The following is an 18,949-nucleotide window of genomic DNA, read 5'->3' on the forward strand; positions in this document are numbered from 1 at the left end:
CATTCACGCAGCGCGCTGCATCTGCTCCGACAAGGCCACCGCACTGCCCGCCGCGAGCGTCAGCCCCAGCGCCCCGTGCCCCACGTTGAGGTACACGTTGCTGGCGCGCCAGCGGCCCACGATGGGCACCGACGTGGGCGTGGCGGGCCGCAGCCCCGCCCAGGTGGCGGGCGCATTCAGATCGCACAGGCCCGGGTAGGTCTGCGCCACCGCATCCACCATGGTCTGCACGCGGTCCGCAGGCACATCGAGGCCAGTGGCGCCCACCTCGGCCATGGCCGCCACGCGCAGGCACGCGCCCAGCGGCGCGAACACGGCCTTGCGGCCCAAGTCGGTCACGCTCGCGCGGGGGCGCTGCACGCCATCGCGAAACGGCACGGTAATGCTGTAGCCCTTGATGGGGTAGATGGGCAGGTAGATGCCCAACTGCGCGGCCAGCGGCACCACGCGCGGGCCGGCGGCCAGCACGAAGGCATCGGCAGCGATGTCGCCCTGGTCGGTGACCACAGCGCTCACCCGGCCCGCCCGTCGCGCGAACGCCCGCGCCAACACACCGAACGACACCGTGCCGCCGCGCTGGCGCAGGCTGGCCACCAGGTCCAGGCACAGGCGGTGCGGGTCGCCGATGCACTCGTCGCGGGTCCACACGCCGCCCGCCCAGGGCCGCCCGGGCGCGGCCTGCAGCGCGGGTTCCTTCTCCAGGCATTCACGCACGCTCAGCACCTCCTGCCGGCAGCCCAGCGCGGCCTGCAGCGCCACCTGGCGCTGCTGCTGGCGCAGCGAATCCGGCGTGGGGCACAGCACCAGCTTGCCGTTCACTTCAAAGCCGAAGGACCAGGCCTCTTGAGCCATCCACCGCGCCAGCGCGTCTCGGCTGGCCCGCGCCATTTGCAGCAGCTGCGCCGTGCCCTGCAGCGACTGGCGGGCCGAACACGCGCGCAGGAACTGCAGGCCCCAGGCCCATTGCCGCCAGTCCCAGCGCGGGTGAAACCGCACCGCCGAACCGCGCGACAGCAGCATCTTGGGCAGGCCGCGCAGCGTGGCGGGCGACGCGAACGGCTCCACATAGCTGTAGCTCAGCTGCGCCCCGTTGGCGTAGCTGGTGACCAGGCCCGGTGCCTGTGCCGCGTCCAGCAGATGCACGTCGTGGCCCTGGCGCGCCAGTTCGTAGGCGGTGGCGCAGCCGATCACACCCGCGCCGATCACGCAGACCTTCATGGCAAGGCACCCTCCGCCGCAGTGTTGCACTGCAGGATGCGCGACACCGCCAAGTGCGCCACCGCCACATCGGCCAGGCCGATGCCCACGGACTTGAACACGGTGATGCCCTGCCCCTCGGCCCGCCACGGCGCATCGCCCGCGTAGAGCTGCGGCAGATCCACCAGCGGCGCGCTGTCTGTGCGGCCCTGCCACAGCACCACCTCGCCGGCTTCGGCCAGGCTTTGGGGCATCCATTCCAGGATGATGCGGCCCGCGCGGTCCATGGTGGTGTCGTCCAGCTCGCGGCCCTTGGGCGCGCTGATGCCCATGGCCGCGACGAAGGCGCCTGGCGCGAGCCAGGCACCATCGAACACGGGCGTGGCCGAGCGTGTGGCCGTCACCACCAGGTCGGCCCCGCGCACCGCCGCCTCGGGCGTGGTGAAGGCCACCGGGCAACCCGCCCTGTGCGCCAGCGTGTCGGCCCAGCCGGACTGGCCAGCAGGGTCCACCAGGGCGACCTGCTCGAAGTCGAACCACTCGCACAGCGCCTCGGCCTGCGCGCGGCCCTGCAGGCCCGCGCCAAACACGGCCAGCTTGCGCGGCCGCAGCGGTCCGGCCTTGGACGCCACCAGCGCCGTGATGGCCGCTGTGCGCAGCCGCGTGATCTCGTTGCCGTCCAGCACGGCCAGCGGCTGGTTGGTGAGCACATCGAACAGCAGGATGGAAAAGCTGAACTGCCCGCGCACCGTGGGGTACACCTTGACCCCGGCCACGCCGCGCTCGGCCCACACCGCGCCCATGGTGCTCAACCGCAGGTCGCGGCAATCGGTGCGCTGGCGAGCGTGCACGGCGGCGGCGCCGGCAGCCAGGCTGGCAAAGGCCGCGCCGAGCGCCGCGGCCACGGAGCGGAAGTCGAGCGCCTGGGCCACTTGCCGGTCGCTGATGAAGGGGATGCTGGTGTTCATGGAAATGGCTGAAACGAAGGGACGAGGAATACAGGGCACGGCCGGCAACGCCTTCGCGCTCACGGAATGCCGTACTTGTTGGGATAGCGGATGTTTTCGCGCATGTGGGCGCTCATGGGGATGCGCAGCGCATCGGTGTCGAACCACTTGCGGTACAGGGCGGCCAGCTCGCCCGAATGCATGAGCGCGAGCACCGTGCGGTCCACCACCTCTCGCAGCGGCGCATCGTCCTTGGGCAACATGAAGGCGTAGGGCTCCACCGTGAGGTGCCGGCCCGTGACGTGCAGGCTGTCCTTCTTTGGCGATGCGGCCAGCAAGGCGTAGAGCAGGACGTCGTCCTGCGCGAAGGCATCGACCTTGCCCTCCTCCACCAGGCGCACGCCCTCGGCATCGTTGGCCACCACCACAAGCTGCAGCTCCTGCTCACGCTGCACGCGGGCCATGGTCTCCTGCGCCGTGGTGCCATTGCTGACCGCAATGCGCCGCCGCCACAGGCTGGGTACGCCGTCGATCAGCACCGACTGGCGCGCGAGGAAGCGCACGCCCGTGGTGAACAGCGTGTGCGAGAAGTCCACGTCCTTCTGACGGCCCACGGTGTTGGTGTTGCCGCCGCACTCGATGTCGATGCTGCCGGCCTTGAGCAGCGGTATGCGCTGCGCCGCCTCCAGCGGGCGGAACTCCACCCGCAGCGCCGGTTGCGCCAGCACCTTGCGCAGGTTCTGCACCACGCGCTGGCACACGTCGATGGAATAGCCCACCGTCCCGCCCGCCGCGTCGCGGAACGCAAAGGTGCCGGGCGTAGGGATGTAGCCCACATGCACCACCCCGCTGCGCGCGATGCGCTCCAGCGCCGACACGCCGCCCCGCGCCGGTGTCTGTGCCAAGGCAGGTGCCGCAGCGCACAGCAGGGTGAGCGCCAGCAGGCACGCCAGGGGCGCACGTGGGGACAACGCAGGCATGGTGAAAGCTCCTTGGGGGTTGTAGAACCGGGGTGAAGTACGACGCTCAGTCCCAGCCCGGCGGCACCGCGCGATGCCAGTCGGTGGCCTGCTCGAACGCGTGGCCCACGCGCAGGACTACCGGCTCGTCCAGGGGCCGGCCGATGATCTGCAGCGACACCGGCATGCCGCCGTGCGTGAAGCCCGCCGGCACGGCCAGCGAGCACAGGTCCAGCAGGTTCACGAAGCGGCCAAAGCGAGACAGCGGCGTGGCCAGTTCGTCCACCTCGCTCACCGGGATGGCCGCTATGGCGTTGGTGGGGAAGGCGCACACATCCACGCCATCCATCGCGCGCAGCATGTCGGCCTTGGCCTGCTCGCGCAGCTTGAGCAGCTTGATGTACTGCGCCGCATCGATGTCGCGGCCCAGCAGGATGCGGCGGCGCACATGCGGATCGAACTCCAGCCCCTCCTGCTCGAACAGCGATCCCAGGTTGGCGTAGCCTTCGGCGCTCATCAGGCTGCCCGCCACGCGCATGGATTCGGCGCAGCTTTGCGGCAGGGCGCGCTCCACGCGCCGCATGCCCAGCGACACCAGCACCTGCACGGCGGCGTCGCAGGCCGCGAGCACGTCGGCATCCACATCGTGGCGCTCGGCCTCGGGCAAGGTCCACACGCGCAGGCCCTGCACGCCGCGCTCGAGCTGCGGCAGCACGGAGCGCACGGGCGCCTGCGCCGACACGGCGTCATGCGGGTCCGCACCGGCCATCACATCCAGCAGCAGCGCACCGTCGCGCACCGTGCGCGTGATCGGCCCCACCGTGTCGTGCGTGGGGCACAGCTCGATGAGCCCATGGCGGCTGATGAGGCCGCGTGTGGTCTTGAGCCCCACCACGCCGCACAGCCCCGCCGGTATGCGCACCGACCCGCCCGTGTCCGTGCCGATGGACGCACTGCACAGCCCTGCTGCCAGCGCCACGGCCGAGCCACTGCTGCTGCCACCTGGCGTGCGGTGCGTGTGCACATCCCACGGGTTCCAGGGCGTGCCCATCACCGCGTTGGTGCCCCAGCCGCCAAACGCGAACTCCACCGTGTGCGTCTTGCCGATCACGATGGCGCCGGCCGCACGCAGGCGGTCCACGGCCGTGGCATTGAAGGCAGAGATGCGTGCGGGCTGCGCGCGAGAACCCGCAGCAATCGCCTTGCCCTGCACCTCGAACAGGTCCTTCACAGCCACTGTCACGCCGTGCAGCGGCCCGACGAAGACGCCCGCTCGGGCCATCTGGTCCAGGCCACGCGCTGCGGCGCGTGCCTCGCCGGCATACACCTCGGTGTAGGCATGCAGGCGATCGCCATGCCGTGCGGTGCGAGCGAGCTGCGCCTCCACCAGCACCTCGCTCGACAAGCTGCCCGCGCGGATGGCCGCAGCCTGGTCTGCCAGCGGCGCGTAGACCATGGATGGCATCGTCAGATCAATGGTCGTCATGCGGCCCCCAGCGTGCGGCGGCCCTGCGCCAGGCGGCGCTCCATGAAGCGCGAGAGCATGGACAGCGGGAATGCGATCGCGAAATAGAACAACCCCACCAGGATGAAGATGTGCAGCGGCAGGAAATACTCACTGGAGATCGCCTTGGCGGCCAGCATGAGTTCGTTGGTGGCGATCAGCGCGCACAGGGAGCTGTCCTTGAGCAGCGCCACATAGCTGTTGAGCAGCGGCGGCAGCATCACGCGCAGCGCCTGCGGCAGCGTGACGTGCAGGAACACGCGGCGCGGCGTGAGGCCCACCGCCAGGCCCGCTTCGCGCTGCCCGCCGTGCACCGACTGCAGCCCACCGCGCAAAATTTCCGCCACATAGGCAGAGCCATGCACGCCCAGCCCGAGGACCCCCGCCCAATAGCCCGACAGCGTGATGCCGAACGAAGGCAGCACGAAGTAAATGGCCAGCAGCAAGGCCAGCAGTGGTATGGCACGCAGCAGCTCGATGAAGCCCTGCGCTGCGCGGCGCAATGCGGCCACGCCACTGCGCAGCATCCACACCAGCAAGGCGCCCAACACGATGGCCATGGCAAACCCGAGGGCTGACAGCTCGGCCGTCACACGCGCTGCTTCGAGCAGGCGCGGCCACCACTCGCCCATGTATTGGGCATAGGTTGCAAGAAATGCGTTCATCGTGCCCCCCTGGCGGTGTTGCGCTCCAGGCGCGTGAAGGCCCAGCTGACGGGCAGCACCATGGCCGCATAGAGCAGCATGGCGGTCAGGTAAATGAGCGGCGTCTCGAAAGTGGACGTGACCAGATTGCGTGCATAGAACATCACCTCGGGCGCCGCAATGGCCGAAGCGATGGAGGTGTCCTTGACGAGCTGGCTCGCGTAGTTGCCCAGCGACGGCAGCGTCACGCGCAGCATCTGCGGCAGCAGCACCGATCGCAGCGTTTGCGCGGGTGTGAGGCCCACGGCGAGGGCCGCCTCGCGCTGGCCCGCATGCAGGCAGCGCAGCCCGGCAGCGAACACGTCGCACACAATGGCCGCGCCCACCAGCCCCAGGCCGATGACCGCAGCCGTCAATGGCGACAGCCGCACGCCCACCGACGCGAGCCCGAAATACAGCACGAACAAATGCGCCAGCGCCGGCACATTGCGCATCCATTCGATGTACGCGGCGATGGCCCATTGCAGCACGCGGTGGCGCGCAAAGACCACCAGCAGGGCCAGCAGAAGCCCCAGGCCCGCGGCGATCAGCGCGGCGCCTGCGGCCACCTGCGCGGCGGTCCACGCGCCGCGCGCCAGCGTGAGCGCGATGAGGGTGAAGGTATCGAGGCTGGGCATGCTCATGCACCCTGCCGTGCGTCATGGCCCACCTGGCCAAGGAAGCTGCGCGTGCGCTCCATGCGCGGCGTGTCGATGACCTGCGCAGCCGGGCCTTCCTCGACGATGTGGCCGCCGTCCATGAAGATCACGCGATCGGCCACGTCGCGTGCAAAGCGGATCTCGTGGGTCACCAGAATCATCGAGCGGCCCTCGTCCGCCAGCTCGCGGATCACACCCAGCACCTCGCCCACCAGCTCGGGGTCCAGCGCCGAGGTGGGCTCGTCGAACAGGATGAGCTTGGGCTTTTGGGCCAGCGTGCGCGCAATGGCCACACGCTGCTGCTGCCCGCCCGACAGCTGCTCGGGGTAGGCGCCGGCCTTGTGGCGCAGGTGCACCTTCTCCAGCATGTCCTCGGCCAGCGCGTAGGCCTCGTCACGCCGCATGCCGCCGGCCTTGATGGATGCGAGCGCCACGTTGTCGCGCACCGTCAGGTGCGGCCACAGGTAGAACAGCTGGAACACCATGCCGATCTCGCGGCGCTGGGGTGCCATCTCGGTGTCGCTCATCAGCCGCCAGCCGCCGCCCCTGCGCGCGGGCAGCTGGCCGATGCGTTCGGAGTCCAGCACCACCTCGCCGTCGTTGGGCTTTTCCAGGAAGTTCAGACAGCGCAGGCAGGTGGATTTGCCAGAACCACTGGGCCCGATCAGCGACAGCGTCTCGCCCTTCTTCAGGTCGAAGGAAATACCCTTGAGTACCTCGGCCTGGCCGTAGCTTTTCTTGAGGCCGCTCACGCGCAGCAGGGGGGGATGGTGGTTGTTCACAGCGGGGTTCTCCAGACAGTTGTGTGCGGGCGCCGCGGCATGCTCCTTGCAACCACATGTCCTCGCTACCCAGTGCCTCCATGCTAGGAATGGAGCCCCTCTGTTCATTGCAGGCGGTCGCCGCTATATTGAACGTATGCGACATGCAGGGAAAACCCGATGCCCCCCACCCATCCCAAGCGCAAAGCCGTCAGCGTCGAAACCAGTGCCAACCCGCACCAGGGCAGTGCGCAGAACAGAGGCGACATTGGTGCATTGATCGGCAAGCTCGATGCGGCGTCGCGCCCCAGCGCACCCAGGCGCAAGCCATCGGCCTCCGAACTGCGCGTGGGCATCCTGCTGTGGCCGCAGTTCCCGCTGCTGTCGCTGGCTGGGCTGTGCGACGGACTGCGCCACGCGGCCGACGTGGGCGACCAGAGCCGGCAGATCCGCTGCTCGTGGACCATCCTGGGCATTCCTGGCCAGTCGGTGGCTGCCAGCTGCGGTGTGGAGGTGCCTGTGCAGGAGTCGCTGTCGTCCGAATGCGACTACGACTACATCGCCGTCATCGGCGGGCTGCTGCCCGCCATCCCCTCCGCCCATCCGCGCTACCGCGAGTTCCTGCATTTCGCCGCATCGCTGGGCAAGCCGCTCATCGGCATCTGCACGGGCTCGTTCGCGCTGGCCCATGCCGGCCTCATGGACGGGCGGCGCGCCTGCGTGCACCCCTATCACGTGGAGGACTGGCAGCGGGCCTTCCCCATGCAGGCGTATGTGACGGACGCTCACTACCTGTTCGATGGCGACCGCATTACCTGCGCGGGCGGCATCTCCATCGTGGAGCTCACGGCCGAGCTGGTGCGGCTGCACTGCGGCCCCGACCGCGCGGCCAAGGTCGTGCACCAGATGACGGTGAACCCGTCCGCCGGCCATACGCACGTGGCACGCCGCCATGCGCTGGGCTACGGCACCACCGACCACGACAAGCTGCGCCAGGCCATCGTGCTCATGGAAAAGAACATCGGCACTCCGCTGGAGATCGCGGTCATCGCGCGGCTGGTGGATTCAAGCAGCCGCCAGCTCGAGCGCGTGTTCCTCGCCGAAACACGCACCACCCCGTCGGAGTACTACCGCAACGCGCGCCTGAAATACGCCAAATGGATGCTCACCAGCACCGACCTGCCGGTGATCACGATTGCCTACGAGTGCGGATTCTCGGACGCATCCCACTTCATCCGGCACTTCCAGCAACTCTACGGCATGCCGCCGGGCCGCATGCGCAAGGCGCTTCAGGCCGGCACGGTGGACGCCTGAATCCACGCCACGCGGCGGCCAGCCACGGGCGGTGTCGGGCCGATCGCGCCACCATCAGCGCCATCGCCCTCCACCCGAAAGCGTGCCACCACCGACACCAGGCGGTCGGACTGTTCGTGCAGCGCTTCCGAGGCGCCCCGCGCCTCGTTCACCAACGCGGCATTGCGCTGCGTGAACTGATCGATGCGCGAAAGCACCTCGGTGAGCTGCTGCACGCCCACGGTCTGCTCGCAGCTTGCGGTCTGCACGGACGTCATGAGCTGAGCGAAGGATTCCACCGCAGCGATCACGCCGCTGGTCTGCGCCCGGGCGCGCTCCACCATGGCACGGCAGCTGGCGATCTGCGCGTTCGACGCTTCGATCATCTGCCGGATCTCGCGCGCCGATTGCGCGGAGTGCAGCGCCAGGCTGCGCACCTCGCTCGCCACCACCGCAAAGCCTCGGCCCTGCTCGCCCGCGCGGGCGGATTCCACGGCGGCGTTGAGCGCGAGGATATTGGTCTGGAACGCGATCCCGTCGATCACCGCCGTGGTCTCGGCAATGCGCTGCCCATGCCCGGCCACGGCCTGCATGCTCTGCATGGCACCGTCCACGATGGCCTGCCCTTCGCGCGCCACGTCGCGGGCGGACGCAGCCAGGCGATGCGCCTCCTGCACCGACTGCTGGCTGTGGCCCATGGTGGCGGCGAACTGCTCCAGCGCGGCCGCAGCCTGCTGCAGCTCGGCCGACTGCAACTCGGTGCGCTCGGCCAGCGTGCGCGCCTCGTCCACCAGGTGCAGGCTGTGGCCCGCGACATCACCCGAGGCGCGGCGCACCTCCATCACCGTGTGCCCCAGGCCGGCCACCATGCCACGCAGCGAATCGATGACCGAGCCCGCCGGTGACACCACACCGGGAAGCGGCGCCGTGAGCTCTCCCGCAGACACGCGCGCCATGGCCGCAGCCACTGCGGCTGGTTCTGCTCCCAGGCGCTGCCCGAGCGCGCGCAGCAGCGCCCAAGCCACCGCTGCCACCAGCAACAAGGCCAGCGCGAGCGACACACCCACCTGCCAGAGCATGTCTTGCACCGCCCGGGCAGACGCGTCGGCAGCGTGCCGCACCTCTTCCGCCTGGCTTTCACGCAGCCGCGCCAGCGCCTCCAGGTAGGCGGCCTGCGACTGGCGCAGTACGCCGGTCAGCATGCCGCGCGCAGGGCCACGCGCACCGCCCTGCAGATGGTCGATGAACTGCGCGCGATCGCGCTGGAACTGGGTAGCGGCCTGAGCGATCTGCTCAAGCTGTTGCCGCTGCGCGGGCTGCAACACGGCCCTGCTCAAGTCTTGCATGAGGTTGTCAATGCGCTTTTGAGCGGCCTCGATGCGCTCCACCTCTGTGGGCAGGTCTTCCTGCATCTCCACCAGCACCGCATCGCGCAAGGCCCGCGAGATGGACGACACCTCCATCGACACCGCATAGGCCGCACTCCACTGCGGCAGGCTCTGCGCCGCAATGAAACCCACACGCGCATTAGCCGCCAGCCCCGCGTGCACCGTGAGGGCCAGCACCAGCGCCAGCAGCGCACCGATGGCCGAGAAACCGAGGACCAAGGACGCGCGAATGGAAAGCCCGCGCAAGGGCTGGTGTTGCGTTGCCAGGGTGTTCATGCTCAACCGTGATGTGGGAGTCGATCAGAAAAGGCGGGACGCCACACACCAAGGCCGCATGCCCTGAGGAGAGCATGCGGCCTTGGTCGCAGCGTGAGGAGCCATGAGTTCAGCGGGTGCTGGGCGGCTTCATGTGCACGGCATCACTTGCACGACGGCAGCTTCCACTCTGCCGCACGGTCCACACCGGCCCGTGCGTTCTGGCCCACCGGGATGTACCAGACGTCCTGCACCAGGCCGTAGGTCTTGCCGATCTTGCGCAGTTCGCAGCTGCCCCACAGCTTGGCGATCTCGGCGTTCACGGCCTTCACCAGCTCGGGGTTGTCCTTGTTCATGCCAAACACCACCTGGCCCAGGCCGGTGAGCAGAGGGTAGTCGGGCGATGCATCGGTGAACGCGTTGAACTTCACCTTCCACTGCGGGTTCTGCGAGATCGCGTACTGCATCACCGGCGGGTCGCCGATCACCGCGTCGATGCGCCCGGCCAGCAGGTCGCGCACTGCTGCATCCGAGGTGTCGTACAGCGCCAGCTGCAGGCCGTTGATCTTGCGCAGCTCGGGAATGAACGAGAAGCCGGTGATGGTGCCGACCTTCTTGCCTTCCAGATCCTTGAGCTTGCTCCAGTCGGTCTTGTCCGACTGCGTGATGCCGTTCTTGAAGTAGTGGATGGGGTCGCTCAGCGCCATGATCTTCGAGCGCTGCTCCGTCCAGCCCATGGTGCCGGCCATCACGTCCACGCGCTTCGATTGCACCGAGGCGATGGTGCCAGACCACTCCATCAGCGCGGGCTTGACCTTGAGCTTGAGCGCCTCGGCAATGCGCTGCAGGATCTCGCCGTCGTAGCCCACCATCTTGCCGTCCTGATAGCCCGTGCCCGGCATGTCGCCCGAGAACGCGATGGTGAAGGCGCCCTTGTCGACGGTGTCCAGGGCGTGGGCCGAAAGTCCCAGGGTGGACAGGCAGGTGGCGGCGGCGAACGAGGCCAGCAGCCTCGCGATCTTCGATGTGGGTTTGCGCATGGTGGTGATCTCCAGAAGTCCGGTTGTTCCCTCCCACCGACTGATGGGGTGAATGAACTTTAGGGATGCACACTGCGCGGCGATTGGAAGCGCTCTCGGCGAAATGGAATGGCCGCGACATCACGGGAAATCCCCAAGGATGGCCCGTTGTGTAGCCTGGCGGACAGTCCGTGCATCGCTGGCGGCCTACAGTGGTGCCTCTCAAAACCCACAACAGCGGAGACACCCCCCCATGATCGCCATCCCCTCCCTGCAAGAAAGCGTCAGCCCCGAAGAATGGCAGCTGCGCTGCGACCTGGCCGCGTGCTACCGGCTCGTGAGCCTCTACGGCTGGAGCGACCTGGTCTTCACCCACATCAGCGCCAAGCTGCCCGAATCGGTCTCGGGCCCCGAGCATCACTTCCTCATCAACCCCTATGGCCTGATGTTCGAGGAGATCACCGCGTCGAGCCTGATCAAGGTGGACATGCAGTGCAACAAACTGCACGACTCGCCCTTCCCGGTGAACCCCGCAGGCTTCGTGATCCACAGCGCCGTGCACGAGGCGCGGCCCGAAGCCGGCTGCGTGCTGCACACCCACACCCGCGCGGGCGTGGCCGTCAGTGCACAGAAGGGCGGCGTGCTACCCATCAGCCAGCAGAGCACCTTCGTGCTGGGCTCGCTGGCGTACCACGCGTATGAGGGCGTGGCCTTTCGCGACGAGGAAAAGCCGCGCCTGCAGGCCGACCTGAGCGAGGCCAACTTCCTCATGCTGCGCAACCACGGCTTGCTCACCGTGGGCAAGACGATTGCCGATGCGTTCCTGTCGATGTACACCTTCGAGAACACCTGCCGCATCCAGATCGATGCGCAGGCGGGCGGCGAGCTTACGGCCGTGAATCCGCAGATCGTGAGCGGCGTGGCGCAGGCCATGCGCGTGCAGACAGGCGGCCTGGGCGGCGCGTTTGCCTGGCCGGCGCTGCTGCGCAAGGTGCAGCGCGAGGCACCGGGTTACGACAGCTGACGCCGCAGGGGCCGTCCCACACAACCGCGCGCATCCCAACGACAGCAGGCGTCACGCACAAGGCATAGGATGGCGGGCTTCTCCGTCACTTTTTTGGAAGGACCATTTCATCATGAAGCTGTACTACTCCCCCGGCGCCTGCTCTTTGTCCCCGCACATCGCCCTGCACGAGGCGGGCCTGGCCTTCACGCCCGTGCTCGCCAGCACCAAGAGCCACAAGCTGCAGGACGGCACCGACTACTACAGCATCAACCCGCTGGGCTATGTGCCCATGCTGGAGCTGGACGATGGCACGCGCCTGCGCGAAGGCCCCGCCATCGTGCAGTACATCGCCGACCAGGTGCCCCTGAAGATGCTGGCGCCCACCAACGGCTCGCTGCAGCGCTACCGCCTGCAGGAATGGCTGACCTTCATCGGCACCGAGATCCACAAGGGCTTCAGCCCCCTGTTCAACCCCGCCACGCCCGAGGAATACAAGACCATGGCGCGCGAGAAGCTGCTGCAGCGGCTGCAGTGGGTGGACAGCCAGCTGGCCGACAAGCAGTACCTGATGGGCGACCAGTTCACCGTGGCCGATGGCTACCTGTTCACCGTGACCAACTGGGCCAAGCCCACCAACGTGGACATCTCGGGCCTGGCCAACCTGGCGGCCTACCGCGAACGCGTGGGCGCCCGCCCCGCCGTGCAAGAGGCCATGAAGGCCGAAGGATTGCTGAAATAAGCGCCCCCTGAGGCGCTGCGCGCCTTCCCCCCTGTCTCGACTCGCTGCGCGATTCGGGAGGGAGACGCACCCGGTGGCCTGGCAGGGCCAGATCCACGGGTGCACTGGCGTGGATCGCGCCCGTATCGCAGGGCAAGGGTTGTGCAACACGTGCCCAACCCGGCGCGAAGGCTAGCGCCCCTTCCAGGGCACAAAGCGCTGCTCCAGCCAGCGCATGAACCAGTCAAACGTCCAGGCCACCAGGCCGATGACCAGGATGCCCATCACCACCACGTCGGTGCGCAAAAAGTTGGAGGCGTTGAGCACCATCTGCCCCAGCCCCACGGTGGCCGCCACCATCTCGGCGGCCACGAGCGTGGTCCAGCCGAAGCCGATGGCGATGCGCAGGCCCACCATGATCTCGGGCAGCGCAGCGGGCACGATGACGTGCCGCACCAGCTGCCAGCGGCCCGCGCCCAGCGACAGGGCGGCGTTGATCTGCTCCACGCTCGCACTGCGCACGCCGGCCTTGGCGGCCAGCGCGATGGGTGCAAAGCAGGCCAGGTAGATCAAGAGAATCTTGGACGCCTCGTCGATGCCCAGCCAGATCACGATCAGCGGCAGGTAGGCCAGCGGCGGCAGCGGGCGGTAGAACTCGATGGGCGGGTCGAACACGCCGCGCGCCACGCGGCTCACGCCCATCGCGATGCCCACCGGCACGGCCGTGGCGGCCGCCAGCGCGAAGGCGCCGAACACCCGGGTAGCGCTCCATTGCAGATGCTTCCACAGCGGCTCGCCGCCTTGGATGTTGCCTCGCCAGGCATCGCCGAAGGCACGCAGCACCGCCTCGGGCGCGGGCAGGAACAGCGGCGGCACCCAGCCGCGCTGCGTGGCCAGCCACCACAGCGCCACCAGAACAGCCACGCAGGCGGCACTGATGGCGCGGCTCGGTCCGCTACCCGGCAGCCGGAAGGGCGCCACCGCGCGCAGCGCGGACACCACCGGAGGCAGCGCGGACGCTGCGGGGGGCGTGCCCTGTGCATCGTGCACGGCAGCACCGGGCGCATCGCGGCCGATGCCCGGCACCACCAAGATCTGGCTCATGGCGTCAGGCATGGGAGGGCTCCGCATCTGCCTCCACGCCCGGCGCGATCCAGTCCAGCACGCGCTCGCGCCAGGCAATGAACTGCGCATCCGATTTCACGGCGCGCGCGGCCCGGCCGCCCAGGTATTCGGTGTTGAATGCCAGCGCATGCTGCTGCGCGATGCGGCCCGGGCGCGGCGTCATCACGATGAGGCGCGAGGCGAGGAACAGCGCCTCCTCCACGTCGTGGGTGATGAAGAAGATGGTCTTGCCCGTGCGCTTCCACAGCTGCAGCACCAGCTCCTGCAGCGACTCGCGCGTGAACGCGTCGAGCGCACCCAGCGGCTCGTCCATGAGCAGCACATCGGGGTCGCTGGCCAAAGCGCGGGCAATGCCCACGCGCTGCTGCATGCCGCCCGACAGTTGCCACACGGGCGCGTCGGCAAAGGGCTGCAGGCCCACCAGGGCCAGCTTTTCAGTGGCCAGGCGGCGTCGCTCGGCGCGCGGCACGCCGCGCAGGCGCAGGCCCAGCGCCACGTTGTCGACCACGTTGAGCCAGGGCATGAGAGCATGCTTTTGGAACACCACGCCGCGCTCCGCGCCCGGCCCGGTGACCGCATGTCCGTTCAGCGTGATGCTGCCGGACGATGCCTCGGTGAAGCCTGCGATGCAGTTGAGCAGCGTGGTCTTGCCGCAGCCCGAAGCACCCAGGGCCACCACCAGCTCGCCCCGCGCGATGTCGAGGTCCACGTTCTGCAGAGCGAGAACCGGCGATGCCTGGCGCGCGCCGGCATAGCGCACGTTCAGGCCCCGTATCCGCAGGCCTTGCTCTGCGCCGTGACCGTGGCTACCTGGCACGCCGGACCCAGGCTGGGTTCACGCCGACAGAATAGTCGGGCAGCACGTTCTGGATGGTGCCCTGCTCTTTCAGGAAAGCCGCCGTGGCCGCCAGCGATTTCGCCACGCCCGAATCCTTGCCTCCGCCCAGCCATTGGCTGGATGCCTGCTCGGCGGGCGGCACGAAGGCGTACAGCGCCAGGCTTGCAGGCACGGAGGGTGCCTCGGCCCCGCTCCACTTGGCGACGGACTTGACCTCGGTCGAATCGGCATTCCACGCGGCCTTGTGGCCGGTGTAGGCCTTGTCGGCATCGGCCAGCACCTGAACGAACTGCGCGAGGAAGCCGTCATGTTCCTTGGCAAAAGCCTTGGTCACCGCCAGCCCGTCGAACGTGGCCTTGCCCGTCTTGGCCGCGATCTGGCCCGAGGTGATGATCACCTTGCCGCTGCCCTTGGCCTTGGCCAGCACCGGGTCCCAGACGAAGGTGGCGTCGATGTCGCCGCGCTCCCAGGCCGCCAGGATCTCGGGCGGGCGCAGGTTCACGATCTGCACGCTCTTGGGGTCCACGCCCGCATCCTGCAGCGCCACCAGCGCATGGAAGTGCGTAGTCGACACGTAGGGCAGGCCGATCTTCTTGCCCTTCAAGTCGGCCAGCGTGTTCACGCCCGAGCCGTTGCGCGCCACCAGGGCCTCGGCATCATGGATGTTGTCCAGCACCCAGAACACCTCGATGGGCACGCCCTGCGAGATGGCCGAGGCGATGGGCGACGAGCCCGCCTCGCCGATATGGATGGCGCCCGAGGCGAGCGCGCGCACCACCTCGGCGCCGCTGCCCAGCTTGCGGTAGGTGACCTTGTAGCCCGTGCGCTTCTCGACCTCGCGGGTCTCCTGCGCATGGCGCCAGGGCACGACCATGTCCTGGTAGCCGATCACCACCTCGCGCGTCTGCGCCAGGGCGCTGAAGCCCAGTACCGTGCCCACCAGCAAGGCCGCGGCCTGGATGCTGGTTCTGCGTGTTGTTGTTGTCGTTGCCATCGGGAAAATGTCCTCTCGGGGTGCGTCGAAACCGGCCGGGCTGCGGCGCGGGTCCGGCCTCGGCATGAGAGAAAAATTCTAGGCAGCAGGGCCTGCCCCAGCTTGCACTGGTTTCGCGCTTGCATATGCGAAAACCGAGGAAGCGCGACCTCCCGATGTGTGCGGGGGACGAACCCGCACCGCGCATGACACCCCGGTGCACTCAGGCGCTGGCGGCTGGCGCGGACAGCGGCTTCTGGCGCGACGCCACCAGCGCCCCCGCCCACAGCGCGCAGGCCGAGAACACCAGCCCGCGCGCCAGGCCGCCCGGGCCGTCGGCGATCCAGCCGACCACCGTGGGCCCCACGATCTGCCCGGCTGCGAACACGATGGTGAATGCACTGATGCCGCTGGCCCAGAGCACCTGGGGAAGGTTGTGGCGCACCAGGGCCGTGGTCGATGCCACGACGGACAGGAATACTCCGCCGAACAGCAGGCCCGAGCCCAGCACCACCGGCCACGACGAGGTCAGCGCCGGCAGCACCGTGGCCACGCCCAGCAGGCCGCTCAGCAGCGCCAACGCCTGCCCGCCCCGGCTGCGGTCCAAAAGCCCCGCCCAGATGCGCGACGACAGCACCACGGCCAGCCCCAGCAGTGCATAGAACCAGGTCACTGCGGCGCCGCTCGCACCCTGCTCGCGCAGCAGCGCCACCACGAAGGTCATGTAGCCGATGTAGCCCACGCCAAAGAGGCCGTAGCCCAGCAGCGCAGGCGCCAGGGCCCGCCAGCGCAAGCGGGCAGGCGGGTGCTGCAGGTTGAAGGCGGTGGCTGCGGGCGCCGGAGCCGCCAGGGCCTGCAGCCGCCGCGCAGGCCACAGCAGTGCTGCGGTGGCAAGCGCGCAGGCGAGCGCGAGCGCCCACCAGGCCCAGCCCCAGGCATGCGGCGCGGGCGCGCCCGCCAGCACCGCGGGCACCAGCAGCGCCGACAGGCTGATGCCCCAGCCCGTGCCGCCGTAGTACAGCCCCAGCAGCAGGCCGCCGCGCCCCTCCACGTGCGCACCCAGGCGGGCCGCGAGCAACCCGCCCGCGATGAACACCAGCGCACTGGCCCCACCGGCCAGCAGGCGCTGCAGCAGGAGCGGCACCGCATCCACGAAGAACCCGCTGAGCCCCATGAACACCGATGCCAGCGCGGCACCGGCCACCAGCACGGTTCCGGGCGCCACGCGCCGCAGCAGCCATGGCGTGGCGAGCGCGCCCAGCAGGTAGCCCAGCGCATTCACGGTGTTCATCGCCCCGGCGAGCGTATAGCTCCAGCCCAGGTCCTCGCGCATCGGCGGCAACAGCAGCGCGTATGCGAACCGCGTGATACCGAGCGACACCGCAGCGCCCATGGAGAGCGCCACCGCAAGCCACAGCGCGGGCAACGGGGCGGATGGCCGGGGCGCGCCGGGCGGTGCGGGGTGGGAGGGCATGGCGTGCAATTTTGCCGCAGCCGCCCTTTGCGCGCTGGCCGGGCAGCTCGAGCCAATAGCACAAAACCAGAGCCCTTGTTGACGCCAGTGCGCTGCACGTTTCGCGCTGCAGCATTAACCTTCGGCCTTCGAACGATGGCCCCTGCCGACGTTTTCATCCCACGCTCTATCCGGAAGTTTCATCCCATGCCATTCCTGTCCGACCCCGTCCAAGCCGGTGACCTGCAACTGGCCAATCGCATCGCCATGGCGCCGCTCACGCGCAACCGCTCGCCCAACGCCGTGCCCACCGACCTGGTGGCCACCTACTACACGCAGCGCGCCAGCGCCGGGCTGATCATTTCCGAAGCCACCGCCATCTCGCACCAGGGCCAGGGCTACGCCGACGTCCCGGGCCTGTATGCGCCCGAGCAGATCGCGGGCTGGAAGAAGGTCACGTCGTCCGTGCACGCCGCCGGCGGCAAGATCGTGGTGCAGCTGTGGCACGTGGGCCGCGTCTCGCACACCGACCTGCAGCCGGGTAACGCCGCACCCGTGGCACCCTCGGCCATCCAGGCCAAGACCAAGACCGTGCTCATCAAGGACGGCGTGCCCACCTTCACCGAAACGTCCGTGCCCCGCGCGCTGGAGCTGTCAGAGCTGCCCGGCATCGTCGATGACTACCGCCGCGCCGCACGCGCGGCCATCGATGCAGGCTTTGACGGTGTGGAGGTGCACGCCGCCAACGGCTACCTGATCGACCAGTTCCTCAAGACGGGCGCCAACCACCGCACCGACGCCTACGGCGGCAGCATCGAGAACCGCGCCCGCCTGCTGCTCGAAGTGGTCAACGCCATCACCGCAGAGATCGGCGCCGGCCGCACCGGCATCCGCCTGTCACCCGTCACGCCCGCCAACGACGTGGTGGACGCCGACCCGCAGCCGTTGTTCGACTATGTAGTGCGCCAGCTGGGCCCGCTGGGCCTGTCGTACATCCACGTGATCGAAGGCGCCACCGGCGGCCCGCGCGACATTCCGGACCGTCCCTTCGACTATGCCGCGCTCAAGGCCGCATACCGCGCTGCGGGCGGCCAGGGCGCCTGGATGGTGAACAACGCCTACGACAAGGCCCTGGCCGAAACGGCGCTGGCCAACGGTGCCGACATCGTGGCCTTCGGCCGCCCCTTCATCGCCAACCCGGACCTGGTGCAGCGCCTGCAAAAGGACGCGCCGCTGAACGAGGTGAACCGCGCCACGCTGTACGGCGGCGGTGCCGAGGGGTACACGGACTATCCTGCGCTGGCGGCGTGACGGGAACAGCCCGGCGGGCCGCTTGACAGTCCGCACCGTTCGCTCAGTCCACGCCATCCACACCGTTGAATCGTTCTGCAGGGTGGCATCTCACCCACCGTTCGGGCTGAGCCTGTCGAAGCCCTGCGCGGCGCTTCGACATGCTCAGCGTGAACGGTGTGGGGTGATTTGGCAGCGCGGTGCGGGAGACTCCGAGTCCGTACAACCTCCGGCACTCTGACGCTGTCCTGCGCTCAACCCAGCCCGATGGGGCTCGGCGCCCGCATCACGATGCGGGTGAACAGGCGGTCATAGGCCGGGTCCCGCGCAGGGCCCTGCGCCAGCGGGTTGGCGTTGCCCGCAAAGGCAGCGTCGATGGCGGTCCAGTCGGCCTCTGCCAGACTCTTCTGCGCGGCCGGCAGCACCACGGCCTCCTCCAGCCGCATGTGCTCCAGGTAGAAGCCGACATACCTGCGCAGCGCATCCGCAAACACCTCGCGGCGCGACTCGCCCATCAGTTCCCAGCCCAGCAGCAGATGCTGCAGCTCGCGCACGGCAGCCTCCCCTCCGGCATGTTCGCGTTCGAGCTGTGCTATGGCCTCCGCGGCCTCGGGCGAGCGCTCGGCCACCTTGGGGAAAAGCCACTGCGATTCCTTGGGATGGTGCTGGCGCTCGGGAAACTCGTCGATGTAGAACAGCATCGCGCGCATCACGTCGAAAAACGCGGCAGGCTCGTCGCCAGGCCCCTGGTCGAGCAAGAGGCGCAGCGAATGCAGCACCGCTGCCAGCGACGCATGCTCTTCGCGAATGGTGCGCAGGCTGATGGACGGCATGGCAACTCTCCAGGGTGGACACAACAACAGCCCGAGGTTGTCACGCAG

18 protein-coding genes are annotated in these 18,949 nt (G+C 68.8%); 4 read left to right on the forward strand and 14 right to left on the reverse strand.

The genetic code is table 11. From position 1 onward, the window contains the following. Positions 1-3: 3 nt before the first annotated feature. The 7 genes from KW835_RS15825 to KW835_RS15855 are packed head-to-tail and all read right to left on the reverse strand — an operon-like array spanning position 4 to position 6,839. Complete coding sequence (locus KW835_RS15825; RefSeq protein WP_218384010.1) at positions 4-1,218, reverse strand: FAD-dependent oxidoreductase; 1,215 nt, start codon at positions 1,216-1,218, stop codon at positions 4-6. Beyond that, a complete protein-coding gene (locus KW835_RS15830) occupies positions 1,215-2,165 on the reverse strand; it encodes an ornithine cyclodeaminase family protein (protein ID WP_218384011.1) in 951 nt (316 codons plus the stop codon). The genes KW835_RS15825 and KW835_RS15830 overlap by 4 nt, the downstream gene beginning before the upstream one ends. A gap of 59 nt (positions 2,166-2,224) precedes the next feature. Continuing rightward, complete coding sequence (locus KW835_RS15835) at positions 2,225-3,124, reverse strand: amino acid ABC transporter substrate-binding protein (protein WP_218384012.1); 900 nt, start codon at positions 3,122-3,124, stop codon at positions 2,225-2,227. 46 nt (positions 3,125-3,170) lie between these two features. Beyond that, positions 3,171-4,589 (reverse strand): amidase, encoded by a 1,419-nt coding sequence (locus tag KW835_RS15840; RefSeq protein ID WP_218384013.1) that lies wholly within the window; start codon positions 4,587-4,589, stop codon positions 3,171-3,173. Continuing rightward, positions 4,586-5,272, reverse strand: a complete 687-nt coding sequence (locus KW835_RS15845; protein WP_218384014.1) for an amino acid ABC transporter permease — start codon at positions 5,270-5,272, stop codon at positions 4,586-4,588. The genes KW835_RS15840 and KW835_RS15845 overlap by 4 nt, the downstream gene beginning before the upstream one ends. After that, complete coding sequence (locus KW835_RS15850) at positions 5,269-5,934, reverse strand: amino acid ABC transporter permease (protein WP_255593574.1); 666 nt, start codon at positions 5,932-5,934, stop codon at positions 5,269-5,271. The genes KW835_RS15845 and KW835_RS15850 overlap by 4 nt, the downstream gene beginning before the upstream one ends. Beyond that, complete coding sequence (locus KW835_RS15855; protein WP_304505167.1) at positions 5,931-6,839, reverse strand: amino acid ABC transporter ATP-binding protein; 909 nt, start codon at positions 6,837-6,839, stop codon at positions 5,931-5,933. The genes KW835_RS15850 and KW835_RS15855 overlap by 4 nt, the downstream gene beginning before the upstream one ends. Before the next feature lie 51 nt (positions 6,840-6,890). On the opposite strand from KW835_RS15855, the gene KW835_RS15860 reads away from it, so the two are divergent. Beyond that, positions 6,891-8,024, forward strand: coding sequence for a GlxA family transcriptional regulator (locus tag KW835_RS15860; protein ID WP_218384015.1), 1,134 nt, complete (start codon positions 6,891-6,893; stop codon positions 8,022-8,024). On the opposite strand, the gene KW835_RS15865 is transcribed toward KW835_RS15860, so the two are convergent. Together KW835_RS15865 and KW835_RS15870 are read right to left on the reverse strand one after the other, a co-directional pair. Further along, a complete protein-coding gene (locus KW835_RS15865) occupies positions 8,000-9,667 on the reverse strand; it encodes a methyl-accepting chemotaxis protein (protein WP_218384016.1) in 1,668 nt (555 codons plus the stop codon). The two genes, KW835_RS15860 and KW835_RS15865, sit on opposite strands and share 25 nt — an antisense overlap. Before the next feature lie 143 nt (positions 9,668-9,810). Then, positions 9,811-10,686, reverse strand: a complete 876-nt coding sequence (locus KW835_RS15870) for an ABC transporter substrate-binding protein (protein ID WP_218384018.1) — start codon at positions 10,684-10,686, stop codon at positions 9,811-9,813. Positions 10,687-10,918: 232 nt separating this feature from the next. Between KW835_RS15870 and KW835_RS15875 the strand changes: the two genes are divergently transcribed. Together KW835_RS15875 and gstA are read left to right on the forward strand one after the other, a co-directional pair. Continuing rightward, positions 10,919-11,689, forward strand: coding sequence for a class II aldolase/adducin family protein (locus KW835_RS15875; RefSeq protein WP_218384020.1), 771 nt, complete (start codon positions 10,919-10,921; stop codon positions 11,687-11,689). A gap of 112 nt (positions 11,690-11,801) precedes the next feature. Then, a complete protein-coding gene (gene gstA, locus KW835_RS15880) occupies positions 11,802-12,410 on the forward strand; it encodes a glutathione transferase GstA (RefSeq protein ID WP_218384022.1) in 609 nt (202 codons plus the stop codon). A gap of 171 nt (positions 12,411-12,581) precedes the next feature. Here gstA and KW835_RS15885 read toward each other — a convergent pair whose 3' ends face one another. The 4 genes from KW835_RS15885 to KW835_RS15900 form a co-directional block, all read right to left on the reverse strand. Further along, positions 12,582-13,493 (reverse strand): ABC transporter permease subunit, encoded by a 912-nt coding sequence (locus tag KW835_RS15885; RefSeq protein ID WP_255593575.1) that lies wholly within the window; start codon positions 13,491-13,493, stop codon positions 12,582-12,584. A 4-nt stretch (positions 13,494-13,497) separates the two neighbouring features. Next, on the reverse strand, positions 13,498-14,331 hold the full coding sequence (locus KW835_RS15890; RefSeq protein ID WP_339385565.1) for an ATP-binding cassette domain-containing protein: 834 nt from the start codon (positions 14,329-14,331) through the stop codon (positions 13,498-13,500). Further along, positions 14,321-15,346 (reverse strand): taurine ABC transporter substrate-binding protein, encoded by a 1,026-nt coding sequence (gene tauA / locus KW835_RS15895; protein ID WP_218384026.1) that lies wholly within the window; start codon positions 15,344-15,346, stop codon positions 14,321-14,323. The genes KW835_RS15890 and tauA overlap by 11 nt, the downstream gene beginning before the upstream one ends. A 202-nt stretch (positions 15,347-15,548) precedes the next feature. Beyond that, the gene (locus tag KW835_RS15900) at positions 15,549-16,799 is read right to left on the reverse strand and encodes a YbfB/YjiJ family MFS transporter (RefSeq protein ID WP_218384027.1); all 1,251 of its coding nucleotides are present in this window, start codon (positions 16,797-16,799) and stop codon (positions 15,549-15,551) included. Positions 16,800-16,985: 186 nt separating this feature from the next. Between KW835_RS15900 and KW835_RS15905 the strand changes: the two genes are divergently transcribed. After that, positions 16,986-18,089, forward strand: a complete 1,104-nt coding sequence (locus KW835_RS15905) for an alkene reductase (protein WP_218384029.1) — start codon at positions 16,986-16,988, stop codon at positions 18,087-18,089. A 233-nt stretch (positions 18,090-18,322) separates the two neighbouring features. On the opposite strand, the gene KW835_RS15910 is transcribed toward KW835_RS15905, so the two are convergent. After that, on the reverse strand, positions 18,323-18,901 hold the full coding sequence (locus KW835_RS15910; RefSeq protein ID WP_218384031.1) for a hemerythrin domain-containing protein: 579 nt from the start codon (positions 18,899-18,901) through the stop codon (positions 18,323-18,325). Positions 18,902-18,949 lie beyond the last annotated feature (48 nt).

This window comes from Acidovorax sp. sic0104, from assembly GCF_019219095.1.
Taxonomy (GTDB): domain Bacteria; phylum Pseudomonadota; class Gammaproteobacteria; order Burkholderiales; family Burkholderiaceae_C; genus Acidovorax.

Excerpts from the sequence above, each read along its gene's own strand:
- KW835_RS15825 (WP_218384010.1), bottom strand. The coding sequence starts at position 1,218 with ATGAAGGTCTGCGTGATCGGCGCGGGTGTGATCGGCTGCGCCACCGCC.
- KW835_RS15830 (WP_218384011.1), bottom strand. The coding sequence starts at position 2,165 with ATGAACACCAGCATCCCCTTCATCAGCGACCGGCAAGTGGCCCAGGCG.
- KW835_RS15835 (WP_218384012.1), bottom strand. The coding sequence starts at position 3,124 with ATGCCTGCGTTGTCCCCACGTGCGCCCCTGGCGTGCCTGCTGGCGCTC.
- KW835_RS15840 (WP_218384013.1), bottom strand. The coding sequence starts at position 4,589 with ATGACGACCATTGATCTGACGATGCCATCCATGGTCTACGCGCCGCTG.
- KW835_RS15845 (WP_218384014.1), bottom strand. The coding sequence starts at position 5,272 with ATGAACGCATTTCTTGCAACCTATGCCCAATACATGGGCGAGTGGTGG.
- KW835_RS15850 (WP_255593574.1), bottom strand. The coding sequence starts at position 5,934 with ATGAGCATGCCCAGCCTCGATACCTTCACCCTCATCGCGCTCACGCTG.
- KW835_RS15855 (WP_304505167.1), bottom strand. The coding sequence starts at position 6,839 with ATGAACAGAGGGGCTCCATTCCTAGCATGGAGGCACTGGGTAGCGAGG.
- KW835_RS15860 (WP_218384015.1), top strand. The coding sequence starts at position 6,891 with ATGCCCCCCACCCATCCCAAGCGCAAAGCCGTCAGCGTCGAAACCAGT.
- KW835_RS15865 (WP_218384016.1), bottom strand. The coding sequence starts at position 9,667 with ATGAACACCCTGGCAACGCAACACCAGCCCTTGCGCGGGCTTTCCATT.
- KW835_RS15870 (WP_218384018.1), bottom strand. The coding sequence starts at position 10,686 with ATGCGCAAACCCACATCGAAGATCGCGAGGCTGCTGGCCTCGTTCGCC.
- KW835_RS15875 (WP_218384020.1), top strand. The coding sequence starts at position 10,919 with ATGATCGCCATCCCCTCCCTGCAAGAAAGCGTCAGCCCCGAAGAATGG.
- gstA (WP_218384022.1), top strand. The coding sequence starts at position 11,802 with ATGAAGCTGTACTACTCCCCCGGCGCCTGCTCTTTGTCCCCGCACATC.
- KW835_RS15885 (WP_255593575.1), bottom strand. The coding sequence starts at position 13,493 with ATGAGCCAGATCTTGGTGGTGCCGGGCATCGGCCGCGATGCGCCCGGT.
- tauA (WP_218384026.1), bottom strand. The coding sequence starts at position 15,346 with ATGGCAACGACAACAACAACACGCAGAACCAGCATCCAGGCCGCGGCC.
- KW835_RS15900 (WP_218384027.1), bottom strand. The coding sequence starts at position 16,799 with ATGCCCTCCCACCCCGCACCGCCCGGCGCGCCCCGGCCATCCGCCCCG.
- KW835_RS15905 (WP_218384029.1), top strand. The coding sequence starts at position 16,986 with ATGCCATTCCTGTCCGACCCCGTCCAAGCCGGTGACCTGCAACTGGCC.
- KW835_RS15910 (WP_218384031.1), bottom strand. The coding sequence starts at position 18,901 with ATGCCGTCCATCAGCCTGCGCACCATTCGCGAAGAGCATGCGTCGCTG.